We start from the raw sequence: 12,626 nt of genomic DNA on the forward strand, positions 1-12,626 counted from the left end.
TCATCTCGCCCAGCGGCGCAGCTGCGACATGTCGTACGTCTGTCCTTCGACGGAGATTGACCCGCCCTGCATGACCGGGAACCATGGCGAACCATCCGCGCCGCGCAGCACATGAAACGTCTGCGCGGGAACTCCGCCGCGACCCAGGAGCACGCAAACTGCGCCTTCGCGATCTGTCGCAATATCCAGAACCATCAGAGGCTGGCTGCAGCGAGAAGGCGGGAGAAACATGTCGCCCGCTGCAAGAATCGGTTCATCAAGCGGACGGCTGTCATCCAGCAGACTTAGCGACGATGTGTACTGGAACAGCGTTTCCAGATACGCGCAGAAGTTCGCTCTCGTGTCGTCCACCTGCCCCGAACCCGTGAATGTCACATTGCGCCCGTCGATAACCGGCCGAATGCCGGCCGCCCACGGACGCCACGCCACGAAGTGCCCGCTGGTCAGGTGAAATCCGAGCGACGCACCTCGCTCCGTCATGGACCATTCATACTCCGCACGAAGGCGAATCATCATGTTCGCCCCGGCGAGCAAGCGACCGCTGCGCGGCTGCAAGGCCAGAGTCACGGCGATTCGTCCATCCTCCGCGGGATAGACCACTTTGCCGTTGGATGTCGTCACAGGCGTTCCGATTGGCGCAATAGGAAGATGTCGCAGCCACGATGCGAAACCGCCTTCGCATGATTTCACCCGCGAGAAGCCGGGCGGCACTGCAATATACTCGGACAGCGGCACAAAATCGGCCACTTGTGATTTCGACAACCAGGCGTAGTGTTTCGCACGATCCACCGATCGAAGCGTGACGGCACTAGCGGCGACAGCTTTCATGCCGATCGGTTTCGGATTTGCCGCAGGCGCGAGCACCTGGCTCGCGGAAGCAAGCAGCACGGTCGCACACATAACGGCGCCAGCGCCGCGAAATGAACAACCTGCAACGGCCGGTACGATCGAACTCAATCGCTCCCGGGCTGTAATCAGCAGCGGCAGGACAAAAAATCGCCACAGTCCGGCCGCGAAATGATACGTGAATCGCGAAGCGAGTTGGATCTGTTTCATGGGAACTGACGCGTGCGCACGGATTCCCTTCCGGACACTGAATGCCCGGACGTGCCATTAATGAGGCACCGATGGAATCATCTGCAATGGACTTCGGCGAGAGTCTTATATCGACAGAATTGTCGCGGCTGGAAGAGCAATCAGAAATCGCGAGCGTGGTTTCCGGACGTCAAGGTTCTACGGCGGCATCTTCACCGGCACGATCATTCTCTTCCGCCAGGTTGATCCTGACAAAGTTCGGCCCGCGTTTCTCATCGGCCAGCGCTGCAATTCGATCGAGATGATCCTGAGCTGCCGTGAATTTCGGGTTGATCTTGATGCTGCGACGGAGCGCATCCTCCGCTTCGGAATACTGTTCACGCTCCGTGCAGATCACCGCAACGTTGTAATATGCCACTTCAACAGGGACAACCTGCGTGAATTCCTTCACGGATTCGTCAATGCGATCGGTCCGGGCCAGCACGATGGCCAGATTCATCCGCGCACGCTCAAAAGTCGGCGTGATTGCAAGGGCGTTGCGGAACTCACTTTCGGCAGCCTGCACCTTGTCTTGCAGCAGATAGCAGTAACCGAGATTGTTGTGAAGCATGGCGGATTCGGGTGCGATCCGAACCCCCTGTTTGAAGTGATTCTCGGCTTCGGTGTACCGCTCCAGCCTTTGATAGACAATGCCGAGACGGTTATGGGCTTCGATCAGCCTGGGATTATTATTCAGCGCCCGCTCGTATTGCTTAATCGCGCCGGCAATATCATTCTGCTGTTCCAGCATACGCCCGGACGCAAGATGCGTGCCGGCCGAGATGCGCGGCGCAGGCGCATCCTTTACTTCCTTACCAGGCGGAGGAGACTTGTCCGCATCGTCCCACGACGCGGCCTTGACGTGCCGGGAGTCATCTTTCAGACATCCAAACGAGGCGGCGTATGCCACCAGCAGCGTTGCAGCTACGGGGTATTTGCTCACGATCAGTTTCCTCCGCCACCACCCATGCCACCACCGGCGTTGGTGAGGTTGTACGCGCGCCCGCGCTGCTCAGGCTGCTTCGCGACGCCCTGGCCCGCGGCAGCTTCGGCCGCGGTCATACCGCGTCCGCCGGCCATACCCAACTCCACCTTGATCTCGTTCTTTCCGGGGGTGGCGTGTGCCAAGAATTCCCGCGCCATCGCCAGTCTGGCTTCGAGCAACTCCGAGTTCTGGAGGTTTGTGTCGTAATGAAGGACTCCGCCGGTAGAGGCGAGCAATTCCGCATAGCGTTCAAGGCGCACTTCACCCGTGCCCGAAAGATGCGGCGAATGGGGAATGAAATGAATGTCCGCGATGCTCATGTCAGACATCATTCCCTGGTCGTTGTGATTGGCAAAGTACTCCGCGAGGGCCGGCTGCGGCGGAGAATCCTCGGTCTGCGGCCCGTTCATTGATACTGTTTCCGTGTCCTGATTGCAGGCTGACCCAAACGCCAGGAACATGACGCTGGCCGCAAGGGTGAGTTTGCCTCTGATATCCATCGTGCGGACTCCTCTATCAAGAATCCCGACTCGACGCGCTCGCCACGATCGCCGCGCGAAACGACTGTTACAACGCCCGACTCCGCATCAACACATTCCGGGTGCAGAGTCTCCCATCCCGTTATCGGCAGCGGCGCCTTCCGGCAAACAAGGAACCCGAACAATCAGTCCGATCGCGCAGGAATTGCACGCAACGAGCCATCGGAACCGACGAATTTATGAAAGATGGTTAGTGGGTCATTTCCCGACGCAAAAACGCGAAAAAATGCGGCCGAGCATGTCCTCGGTTTGATCCTTCCCAACCAGCGTGCCCAGCTCGTCCGCCGCGATCCGAAGTTCCGTGGCGATCAGGTCCGCGTCGGACAATCGGTTTGCTTGAATCTTTGCCAAACCAACGGCGCGTTCAAGTGCATCGACGGCCCGCTCCAGCGACTCCCGATGTTCGGCCATCAGAGCAATGGCCGAGTCTCGACGGTCCTCCGACCGACCTTCGATAGCCACCTTGATCTGCTCCTTGAGTTCGTCGACGCCGTCGCCAGTCAATGCGCTGACAGGTAACAATCCGCGGCCCGCTTGCGTGCAACGCCGTAGCGCCGACATCCCGCGCTCATCCAACAGATCGACTTTGTTCGCCACGCGCAGACGTGGTATGGCCGGATTCGGCAAATGACAATCCTCGGTCGTCGGATCGCCGCCGATTGAATCCATACCAATTGCCCCCTGAACTACGCTTGCGTCAACGACTTCGACTATCAGATCGGCGCCCTCGACGGCATCAAGGGCAACTCGTTGAGCTTGCGCATCAAGCGCGTCAACCGGTGCGCCGTGGCCGGCGATATCAACCAAAAGGCACTCCAGACCCCCGAGCGACATCGGCGACGATACGGCATCCCGAGTTGTTCCTGGGATCGGAGCGCAGATTGACCGTTCCGTACCCGTCAACCGATTCAGAAGACTGGACTTCCCCGCGTTCGGCCGCCCCGTTAGTACGACGCTGGGCAGCCTGCCCCAGCGTTCCGCCCGTTCGCCGGCAGCGATGGTTGACGAGAGCATCCGGTAAAGGCGCGACAATCGCTCAGCGAGTTCGCTCGCAGAGATAAATTCGATCGGCTCATCGGCAAAATCCATCGCCCCTTCCACAAGCGAGAGCAAATCCGCCAACTCGTCGCGCGCTTCGATCGCTCGGCGGGAAAGCGCACCATGAAGCAACTGCTCCGCGGCGGCGAGCTGCGCATCGGATCGCGCGGCGATCATTCCGGCAACTGCATGAACCTGCGACAAATCCAGCTTGCCCGCGAAAAACGCCCTCGCCGTGAATTCACCCGGCTCTGCAAGGCGAGCACCGCTCTCAAAGGCACCGACGACCATCAGACCCAGTACGACAGGTGAGCCGACGCAGTGAATTTCGACAATGTTTTGCCCCGTATAGCTTCGAGGCGATCGAAACAGAAATGCCATCGCAGGCAGGCTGCCATGTTCAATGTGTAAGTTTCCGAAGACAGCAGCCGGCCGCTCGGATGACTCTATTACGGCCGACAGCGATTCGTGGTTATCAGGGTGGAAAAAGCAATCAGCGATGCTCGCGCTGTCCGGACCGGAGAGCCGCACGATCCCGCGCAGACAACTCCCGGGGGGTGAACTGACGGCGACAATCGTGTCTTCGAGATTCATGATTGGCGCGACCGTGGGAGCACGGCTCACCGACTGCCCAGATGCCGACGCTCCTCTTCGATGGTCTGGGTCCAGCGACGCTGCGAAGCCTGACTTCCGTTCTCGATTACCGGCAAGCCGTGGGCTTGAGCCCGCCCTTTCTCATCCACCGTGCAAAAGAGAAACGTACCGGTCGCGACGATTGTCGGTGCATGCTTCGGCTGAAGAGTCGTCGCATCAACGCGAACACCAATCGTTGAGTCGCCCACATAATCCAACGTGCCGGTCAAACGGACTATATCTCCGACTCGAGCCGGCGAACGCATCGACAGACTGCGAATTGACATGAATACCAGCGCGCGCGGCTCGTCGAAGCAGTTTTCCGCGCAGACATAAGCCGCCTGCACGCACCATTCAACACAACGGCCGGCGTAAAGAGTCTGATGGTGGTTCAGATCTTCGCTCTTGACGAGTTGAAGTGTGCTGATCGTCCGCCCGCCGTCGGCCTGGGATGACATTGACCGTTCCTGATGAATCTCTGACTCCGCGTGAGCGAGGCCGGACAAGTTAAAGCAGTGCGGTCGCCGACACCTCGCGAGCCCGCGTCTTGCCTGCGGTCGCCACGAACCGGCGACCATCGTGGATTCGGATTATATCGACCCGGAATTGGACCGTCACCGGCTCAAACTGAACAGAGCTGCCCACTCCGCGACGCCCATCTCTTCCGGGCGGACGTTATGAGCGATGCCCAGTTGATCGAGCGCCGGAAGCACCTTGTCCGCAATCGAAAGGTGCCGGGCGGTATGCGCCACCGTTTTCCGCCTGTAGTTGAAAAAAAGGTGGACAAATTCGGCGAACCCGGCCGTGTCATTAGCCTGGGATTCTTCGCGAGGGCGAACATCAAGCCGCACCATGCTAGATTCCACTTTCGGCGCGGGCCAGAACGCCCGGGCCGGAAGTTTGCAGATGCGATGACCGACGGCAAGTAGCTGGGTAACGATGCTCACGGGACCGTAGTCCTTGGTACAGGGTTTCGCGAGGAAACGGTCCGCAACTTCGGTCTGCACGGTGAAGCACATTCGCTCGAAGGGCAGATTCGAAAGCAGCAGATTCATTACCAACGGCGTCGCAATGTCATACGGAAGGTTTGCAACCAGCTTCAACTTTCCGCCCGACGCCACGTGCGCCTGCATCAGCGCGTCCACGAGCGACGGCGAAACCGATCGCTTGCCCTCCAGTGCATCCACCAAGAGAAACGTGATCCGTTCGCAATCCGATAAACGTTCTTGAGCGATTTCCAAGACGTCCGGATCGACCTCGACAGTTACGACATTCGCACCGGTCGCGGCCACCAGTCCGGTGAGGCTCCCCGTGCCTGTGCCGACCTCCAGCACGCAATCCGTCGATTGCAGATCGGCCGACAACAGTAGCTTGTGCATGAGGTTGCGATCGATAAGAAAGCACTGACCGAAGCGCTTTTTGGGATGTCCGCCGTGCGCATCGAGCAGCGCTCGAATCTCGGACTGCGTCTGGAATGCCGTTTCAAGCTGACGAGGGTCCAACGTGCACGCTCCAATTCAGAAACCGAATTATAATAGATCGAACTGTCCTGCCGAGATGAAATGATCGGAGACATCTGGAACCATGCGTCGAGTGCGTCAACTTGTGGAGCCGCATCATGAAGTCAAATGAAGTGCTCAGGGAAGCCGCGGAAATCGTCGGTGTCAAAGCCCTCGCCAGCGAGTTGAAACTCAGCCCGGCGCTGATTTACAAATGGTGCCAGGAAGCCGATCCGAGCGACCCCGACCTCAGTGGAGCACGCAATCCGCTGGACCGCCTCAAAGAAATTGTCGACCTTACCGGGCATACCGCGGTGGTGAGTTGGCTTTGCCACGAAGCAGGCGGTTTCTTCGTGCACAATCCGGAGGCAAACTGCAAGAACATCGACCACGACCTGCTACAATCCACCCGTCGATTGGTGCGAGCGTTCAGCGAGTTGCTGAACCAAGTCAGTGACGCCGTCGCCGACGATGGCGCGATCGAACCGACCGAAGCCGATAGAATTCGAATTGAATGGGAGCGGTTGAAGACGACCGCTGAGACTTTCGTGGTCGCTTGTGAGCGCGGAATCTATCGCCAGCATGGACGAAAATGATTCAACCTCCACAAATTCATCCGCTGAATTCGCGGAGCCGCGATCGGGATTCGGACCTGCGGCCGCGATTGTTTCGATCGCGACGTCATTTCGTCATCGCCATCGTCTGTGCGCTTGTCTCCGGCCTGGCATGCGGAGAGCGCAACAATCGCAACGAAAGTTCACCCAGTATGTTCGTCTCCGGCCCTGAATTTAATCGGGGGCGAAATGACGGCCGACGCGATGCGAAATGGTCGTTGACCGACAAAAACGCATCATGGCTGTGGACCTGGATGGCGGACCAGCAATACCGCCAGGGCTACAAGGTCGGCTGGACTGAAGGTCGCGCCGAGGTTAAGTTCAATGAGGAGCAGAAGCGCGCAAAGCACGACACAAAAAGTGAAGACAGCGGTCCGCCAGCGAGCGGCGGCCTCTAATGCCCAGGCCCCCAATACCCCCCACCGGCAACCGCGACGACAGAGATGTCCGAGGGATCTCACAGCCTATGTCCACGCCCCACTCACGGATCGGTGATTGTTGGCTCTTTGAGCCGATTGGAACTATCGACCATGATTCGCCGCTCGCCGAAGAAATCGGCCGACTGCTTGACGAAGGACGCCCTCGTATCGTGCTCGATCTGTCGAGCGTTCAGATGATCACGTCGGCGGGACTGGGACTACTGGTTCAATTGACGGCTCGAGCCAACTCGCAGGGTGCCCGATTCGTGCTCACCTCACCATCGCCCTTCGTGCAGGGCGTGCTTCAGATAACACGGCTCATCCGATTCTTCGAGATTCACCCGTCGCGGGCGGACGCGATGTCGGCCGTCAACGCATGAGCGGCAGCCAGCGTGCAGCCCATTCCGACATCGACGATTGCATGCCGAGCCTCCCCGCCGAAGGAAATTCCAATGAAACACTCCAGCTTGGTTATCATCGGGTTCGTCTGCCTGATGATTTTGTCGTATTCCACGGGCTGCGCGCGTGAGCCCGTCCGCGCCTTCGACGTGGACTGGCGCAACAATGTCGAGTACCTGAATCGCGACAACGCGGCGCCACTCAGGATGGATATCGCGATGCCCCGGGGCAGTTCGAAGCCGGCTCCTGCGGTCGTCTGGATTCACGGCGGTGCATGGGCTTACGGTTCAAAAAACTTCATGCGGCCGCTGACCAAATTCACGGCATCGCTTGGATACGTTTCTGCAACTGTGCAGTACCGTCTCGTAAATAAGAAAACGGGCGTTCGATTTCCAGATCCCGTGCAGGATGTCGCGGCCGCCGTCCGATTTCTTCGAAAGAACGCGGCAGAGTACGGAATCGACCCGGATCGCATCGCGATCGGCGGCGAATCGGCTGGTGGTCATCTTGCGCTGATGGCCGGGTTGTGCCGCGATCAGGCGATCATCGGCACGGAACCTTACCCGGATGTTTCGTCGAATGTCTCGGGCATCATCAACCTGTACGGACCGACGGATCTTCGATTGCTACTGACCGGAGCCTGGTGGGTGAAAATCGTCGCGCGTGACCTCGTCGGCTGCGAGATCGGCGAGGATCCATCAAAGTGGGACGCCGCATCGCCAATCACTCATGTGCGCGAGGACGGCCCGCCCATTCTCACGCTTCATGGCACGCTTGATAGCGTCGTTCCCTATTCGCAGGCGAAATCACTTGTGAGTGCATGCAATGAGAAACACGCTCGCCACACGCTCGGCCGCGTACCCATTTCCGAGCATGCCTGGGTCGCAATTCCACGCGGCACCGTAAACACCAGCACCCTGCCGATCATCGCCAATTTCCTGGGACAGATATTCGGATTGTGAAAAAACCGGATGCAGCTCGGTTTAGGGAGACTATCAAGGCATGACGAATTCGTGTTCCGGGTGCCGAATCGTCAGCACCGGACAAGGTGCCTTCCGCACAATTTTCTCGGCGACCGATCCGAGCAGGACGTGATGAAGCCCGCTCCGGCCATGCGTGCCGATGACGATTAAATCGATCGTTTTCTCCCTCGCATACCGGATGATCTCCATGAACGGGCGGCCAGACAGCACTTCCGTCACCATCGGCGCCTTCAGATCGGCCAGTTGTGCCTGAACGAATCTCTGCATCTCCGATTCGGCGATCTCCATCAGTTCATTGATGGACGGGCCGATCGGAACGGTATTCGGCGCGACTGCGGTCCAGTAGATCGACGCTTCATCCACGATGTGCAGGACATGCAGTTCCGCCTTGAAACTCTCGGCGAACGACCGTGCATACTTCAACGCCTGAAGCGACAAATCAGAAAAATCGGTCGGAAACAGCACGCGGGTCAGCGAAATCATGGCCAGCCTCCTTCGACGCAGCAGCCGATTCCCTCTCCCCCGTTGTAACTTACGCTATTCGCACGAACTGGTAAACGGAATATAATACCGGCATCCAGGATGGCTCCGGCTGCATCGCCGATCATGTCGGCTTTTGGGGCGGAAGCCGATCAGTTTCCACCAGTGCACGCGCGGATCCCGACACATGCAGCTCAATGTCATCGAAAATCCCGAATACCCTGCACGCCGACTACCGCCATGGCTGAAACGGCCGTTGCCGACCGGCGATGTCCTGCTTAACACGCGCCGGATTGTGGAACGGAGTCGAGTCGCCACTGTCTGCGAAGAGGCACGCTGCCCGAACCTGTCTGAATGCTGGTCGCATCGCCATGCAACTTTCATGATTCTGGGCGATCTGTGTACCCGGCGATGCCATTTCTGCTCGGTCGCGACGGCGAAACCTCTGCCTCCCGAAGCTGACGAGCCCGAACGTCTCGCCACCGCGGTTGCCGAATTGGGCCTGAAGCATGTGGTGATTACCGCCGTGGCCCGTGACGACCTCGACGATGAAGGCGCAGGGCACTTCGCAGAGTGCATCCGCGCCATTCGACGAACTTCACCGGGCTGCGCAATCGAGATTCTGCCCGCCGATTTCCACGCGCGCGACGACTGCCTCCAAACGGTCTGCAATGCTGGGCCGGATATTTATAATCACAACCAGGAAACAGTCGAGCGACTGTCGCCAGCCATTCGACCGGCCGCGCGATATCGGCGCACTCTCGACGTGCTGCGAAAGGCAAAAGAAATCCTTCCCCATGTCTTCACAAAAAGCGGCCTGATGGTGGGTCTCGGCGAAACGCGGGATGAGCTACACCAGGCAATGCGCGATCTGCGAGCCGTCGATGTCGATATTCTCACGGTTGGGCAGTATCTTCGGCCCTCTGTGAAACACGCGCCGGTCATCCGCTATTACCCACCCGATGAGTTCGACGAGATCGCCGCAGAAGCGCGGGACATCGGATTCAAGGCCGTTGCGTCTGGACCGTTCGTTCGCTCCAGCTACAATGCAGCCGAGGTTTACGAAGCCATTAATCAACGACGAGGACGATAGCTTGTCCACCAAGACCGCGTATGAACGACTTCGCGGAAGGTTTCTCGTACTAGACGGCGTAGACGGGGCCGGTAAGGGCGCACAACTCGAACGAATTCAGGCGGGTCTGGAAGCGGCCGGCGTCGATTTCATCCGCACGCGCGATCCGGGCGGCACCGTGATCGGTGATCGCATAAGACACGTCCTTCTCGATTACGATCTTTCCGAAATGGACATCCATTGCGAGACGCTGCTGTTCATGGCGTCGCGCGCGCAGCTGGTGCGAGATGTCATTAGTCCGGCACTGGCCGAAGGTGTTACCGTGCTCGGCGATCGCTATGTGTCCGCCACATGCGCCTATCAGGGTGCCGCCGGCTACGACCCGAGGCGCGTCGTCGAACTGGCCCGGTTTGCCATCGACGATGTCTGGCCGCACCTCACGATCATTCTGGACATGCCGCCGGATGAGGCATTCAAACGCACGAATCGCAAGTCTCCGGCCCAGCGAAAATCAGTCGCCGGACGCGGTCAGACGATGCTCTTTCACGATGTGCATACCGACGCAATGGAAGCCAGACCGATTGAATTCCACGAGCGCGTGCGATCGCTCTTCATCGAACTGCCCGCGATATACCCCGCGCCGGTCGTTGTTGTCGACGGCGTCGGCACGGTTGACGAAGTTCACAACCGGATTCTGGGTGCTCTCACGAATGCAGCTCTCTGACGTCCTCCATCAAAACGCCGCGCACGGCCGGATTCAAAGGGCCATGTCCGCCCGGCGCATGCCCCATGCCTATCTTTTCACGGGTCCCGAAGGCATCGGCAAGGAAATGTTGGCTGTCCGCCTTGCGACTGTGCTGCTGTGCGAATCGCCTCGTCGGATTGAACCACCCGCCTCACTCGCCTTGCCGGATCTCAATTCATGGCAGGATGCCTGCGGTCGATGCGTCGACTGCGAGTTGATGCAGGCCGGCAATCACCCTGATTTCCATCGCATCCATCGAACGCTCAACAGGCTGCATCCGGATCGAGAGGTTCAGAAACGCAAGGCGACCGAACTGGGAATCGACGTCATCCGCCACTTTCTCATCGACAAGGCCGGACTCAGTCCCAGCCGCGGCCGAGCCAAAATATTCGTCATCGTGGACGGCGATCGACTCAACGCAAACTCGCAGAACGCGATGCTGAAGACGCTTGAGGAACCGCCCGAACACAGCTACATCATTCTCCTCTCGACCTCCGGCGATCTTCTCCTGGACACGACACGCTCGAGATGCCACCAGATCGGCTTCAGGAATCTGCCCACGCAATTTGTTCGCGAGTTTCTGATGACCGAACACGGTGCGGACGCCGCAACGGCCAACTTCCTGGCCGAGCTCTCACAAGGCAGTCCCGGCCGCGCATCACAGCTGTTGAATCTGGGAATCGCCGAACATGTGGAGCCGGTGGTCGCCGCCATGGCAAATGCTCCGGGCGATCCGCTCGCGTTCGCATCGTTCCTGGTTGATCTTTCAAAGAAGCTCGCTGTCGCTTTTCGTTTGCTCGGCAAAGATGACGACGTCGACGACGATGAAACAGCCGACCTCAATACCAGCAGGCTCGGGCAGACATACACGCTGGCGATCGTTGGGTGCTTGCTGCGGGATGTCCAGCGAATGGCAATGGGTGTTGCGGCGGCCTCCCTGCCCGGGTCCGCCACGCTTCGATCCATTGCCTCCCACCGCGATCCCCGCTCAATTCGAACGGCGATTCAGGCCGTCGCATCGGCCGAGTCTCAGATTCATCGCAATGCACAGGCGCAGTTGGTCTTCGATGTCGCATCACTCGCCACGGCGGATGCACTCGGCCCACCGGTTGGCGTCTGACCTCCCGCGGCAATCTGAATTCGGGAACTCTGCACTTTCCAAATCCGGCTGAATTCTACTGGGGATTGATTATCATGGAGGGGGAGTAGCCTATGCCGGAGCCAGGTCAAGAACTCTCTGCCTCGCTTTCGTTCGACCTTTCACGCGCGTCACTGTTTAATCATGATGTCTTTCGGCCGTTCCGCGTAAGCAGTTATCAGCCACTAAGTGATGCCATCACGACCCGGTTGCTGACACCGGATACGCCGGTACTTGTGTCAGAGATCTCTCCAACTCCCGTCGCGTTAATCACGACACAGATGGCATACCACCACGTCGCACAAGGAGAAATCGCCGGCCACCCCTGGCTGGTGTCTTTCTGAGTGGTTTGCAATTCCGGGGTCAGTATGATCCCTCTCATTGACGGCCGAATTCATCACTTCGGGCATCGTGGACTTTACAATGGTCTCTCAATTCTGGGGGACCATCGCACCGGGTCCTACTGGGATCATATCACCGGCGAGTGCGTCCACGGGCCGCTTCAAGGACATCGGATGCAGACCGGCCCGCTGATACACACCACCGCCGGACGAGCAGTCGACGACAATTACAAAACAGTGCTTGCCGTCTCGCGGCCCGGACTATTCGGGCGATGCATGGGTCGAATTGCTGAATGGACGAGGCTCACTCGCCGAGGCTTTCTGCCGCCAGGCTTCCGCCGGACGATGGGGCCGGTCGATGCGCGTCTACCTGAAATGCAACTCGGACTGGGAGTCTGGACTGATCGCGTCCAACGCTTCTATCCAATCGAAGACATTGCGTCGCATCCGGATGGAGCATTAGCCGATTTCGTGGACCCTCATGATATCATCGTTGGAATAGACCTTCGCACACGCATCCCCTATGCGGAGTACGCGAATCATCGAACCGACTCCACCGGACCTCGACGACGACCGATGCAACTCATGACCCGCTGGTACGGCTTCTGCCTTACATTTCCGGATTGCGAAATTTACCGGCGGTGAGTTCAGGATGCGGAGTTCGCGC

General features: G+C 58.8%; 15 protein-coding genes. 8 read left to right on the forward strand and 7 right to left on the reverse strand.

Features of this window, described 5'->3' with window-relative positions; all coding sequences use genetic code 11:
* The 6 genes from KF841_06545 to rsmA form a co-directional block, all read right to left on the reverse strand.
* Window positions 1-1,056 (reverse strand): hypothetical protein, encoded by a 1,056-nt coding sequence (locus KF841_06545; protein MBX3395010.1) that lies wholly within the window; start codon window positions 1,054-1,056, stop codon window positions 1-3.
* Between the two features lie 169 nt (window positions 1,057-1,225).
* Window positions 1,226-2,017, reverse strand: coding sequence for a tetratricopeptide repeat protein (locus tag KF841_06550; GenBank protein MBX3395011.1), 792 nt, complete (start codon window positions 2,015-2,017; stop codon window positions 1,226-1,228).
* 2 nt (window positions 2,018-2,019) lie between these two features.
* Window positions 2,020-2,559 carry a hypothetical protein gene (locus KF841_06555; GenBank protein ID MBX3395012.1) on the reverse strand — a complete coding sequence of 180 codons (540 nt, stop codon included), beginning with the start codon at window positions 2,557-2,559 and terminating at the stop codon, window positions 2,020-2,022.
* 237 nt (window positions 2,560-2,796) lie between these two features.
* Window positions 2,797-4,230 carry a tRNA modification GTPase gene (locus KF841_06560; protein ID MBX3395013.1) on the reverse strand — a complete coding sequence of 478 codons (1,434 nt, stop codon included), beginning with the start codon at window positions 4,228-4,230 and terminating at the stop codon, window positions 2,797-2,799.
* Window positions 4,231-4,256: 26 nt separating this feature from the next.
* The gene (locus KF841_06565) at window positions 4,257-4,727 is read right to left on the reverse strand and encodes an acyl-CoA thioesterase (GenBank protein MBX3395014.1); all 471 of its coding nucleotides are present in this window, start codon (window positions 4,725-4,727) and stop codon (window positions 4,257-4,259) included.
* A 156-nt stretch (window positions 4,728-4,883) separates the two neighbouring features.
* Window positions 4,884-5,771: a ribosomal RNA small subunit methyltransferase A gene (gene rsmA, locus KF841_06570; protein ID MBX3395015.1), complete on the reverse strand. Its 888-nt coding sequence runs from the start codon at window positions 5,769-5,771 to the stop codon at window positions 4,884-4,886.
* Between the two features lie 116 nt (window positions 5,772-5,887).
* On the opposite strand from rsmA, the gene KF841_06575 reads away from it, so the two are divergent.
* The 4 genes from KF841_06575 to KF841_06590 all read left to right on the forward strand — a co-directional run bounded on the left by KF841_06575 (window position 5,888) and on the right by KF841_06590 (window position 8,162).
* Window positions 5,888-6,364, forward strand: a complete 477-nt coding sequence (locus KF841_06575; GenBank protein ID MBX3395016.1) for a hypothetical protein — start codon at window positions 5,888-5,890, stop codon at window positions 6,362-6,364.
* Entirely contained in the window at window positions 6,361-6,780 is a 420-nt protein-coding gene (locus tag KF841_06580) for a hypothetical protein (protein MBX3395017.1), read from the forward strand. Before KF841_06575 ends, KF841_06580 begins: the two co-directional genes overlap by 4 nt.
* A 68-nt stretch (window positions 6,781-6,848) precedes the next feature.
* Complete coding sequence (locus tag KF841_06585) at window positions 6,849-7,181, forward strand: STAS domain-containing protein (GenBank protein MBX3395018.1); 333 nt, start codon at window positions 6,849-6,851, stop codon at window positions 7,179-7,181.
* A 72-nt stretch (window positions 7,182-7,253) separates the two neighbouring features.
* Entirely contained in the window at window positions 7,254-8,162 is a 909-nt protein-coding gene (locus KF841_06590) for an alpha/beta hydrolase (protein MBX3395019.1), read from the forward strand.
* Window positions 8,163-8,195: 33 nt separating this feature from the next.
* Here KF841_06590 and KF841_06595 read toward each other — a convergent pair whose 3' ends face one another.
* Complete coding sequence (locus tag KF841_06595) at window positions 8,196-8,666, reverse strand: universal stress protein (protein ID MBX3395020.1); 471 nt, start codon at window positions 8,664-8,666, stop codon at window positions 8,196-8,198.
* A gap of 184 nt (window positions 8,667-8,850) precedes the next feature.
* Here KF841_06595 and lipA point away from each other — a divergent pair, with 184 nt between their 5' ends.
* The 4 genes from lipA (at window position 8,851) to KF841_06615 (ending at window position 12,604) form a co-directional block, all read left to right on the forward strand.
* Window positions 8,851-9,756 (forward strand): lipoyl synthase, encoded by a 906-nt coding sequence (gene lipA, locus KF841_06600; protein MBX3395021.1) that lies wholly within the window; start codon window positions 8,851-8,853, stop codon window positions 9,754-9,756.
* Between the two features lies 1 nt (window position 9,757).
* Window positions 9,758-10,459, forward strand: coding sequence for a dTMP kinase (tmk, locus tag KF841_06605; GenBank protein MBX3395022.1), 702 nt, complete (start codon window positions 9,758-9,760; stop codon window positions 10,457-10,459).
* The gene (locus KF841_06610) at window positions 10,407-11,600 is read left to right on the forward strand and encodes a DNA polymerase III subunit (GenBank protein MBX3395023.1); all 1,194 of its coding nucleotides are present in this window, start codon (window positions 10,407-10,409) and stop codon (window positions 11,598-11,600) included. Before tmk ends, KF841_06610 begins: the two co-directional genes overlap by 53 nt.
* Window positions 11,601-11,986: 386 nt before the next feature.
* Window positions 11,987-12,604 (forward strand): DUF3179 domain-containing protein, encoded by a 618-nt coding sequence (locus KF841_06615; protein ID MBX3395024.1) that lies wholly within the window; start codon window positions 11,987-11,989, stop codon window positions 12,602-12,604.
* Window positions 12,605-12,626 lie beyond the last annotated feature (22 nt).

The sequence above is a fragment of the Phycisphaerae bacterium genome, assembly GCA_019636475.1.
GTDB lineage: Bacteria > Planctomycetota > Phycisphaerae > UBA1845 > UTPLA1 > JADJRI01.

Bases quoted from the DNA above. Each gene is read 5' to 3' on its own strand.
- KF841_06590 (MBX3395019.1), top strand. From the start codon at position 7,254: ATGAAACACTCCAGCTTGGTTATCATCGGGTTCGTCTGCCTGATGATT.
- KF841_06555 (MBX3395012.1), bottom strand. From the start codon at position 2,559: ATGGATATCAGAGGCAAACTCACCCTTGCGGCCAGCGTCATGTTCCTG.
- KF841_06615 (MBX3395024.1), top strand. From the start codon at position 11,987: ATGATCCCTCTCATTGACGGCCGAATTCATCACTTCGGGCATCGTGGA.
- KF841_06545 (MBX3395010.1), bottom strand. From the start codon at position 1,056: ATGAAACAGATCCAACTCGCTTCGCGATTCACGTATCATTTCGCGGCC.
- KF841_06585 (MBX3395018.1), top strand. From the start codon at position 6,849: ATGTCCACGCCCCACTCACGGATCGGTGATTGTTGGCTCTTTGAGCCG.
- lipA (MBX3395021.1), top strand. From the start codon at position 8,851: ATGCAGCTCAATGTCATCGAAAATCCCGAATACCCTGCACGCCGACTA.
- KF841_06575 (MBX3395016.1), top strand. From the start codon at position 5,888: ATGAAGTCAAATGAAGTGCTCAGGGAAGCCGCGGAAATCGTCGGTGTC.
- KF841_06595 (MBX3395020.1), bottom strand. From the start codon at position 8,666: ATGATTTCGCTGACCCGCGTGCTGTTTCCGACCGATTTTTCTGATTTG.
- KF841_06560 (MBX3395013.1), bottom strand. From the start codon at position 4,230: ATGAATCTCGAAGACACGATTGTCGCCGTCAGTTCACCCCCCGGGAGT.
- KF841_06565 (MBX3395014.1), bottom strand. From the start codon at position 4,727: ATGTCATCCCAGGCCGACGGCGGGCGGACGATCAGCACACTTCAACTC.
- KF841_06580 (MBX3395017.1), top strand. From the start codon at position 6,361: ATGATTCAACCTCCACAAATTCATCCGCTGAATTCGCGGAGCCGCGAT.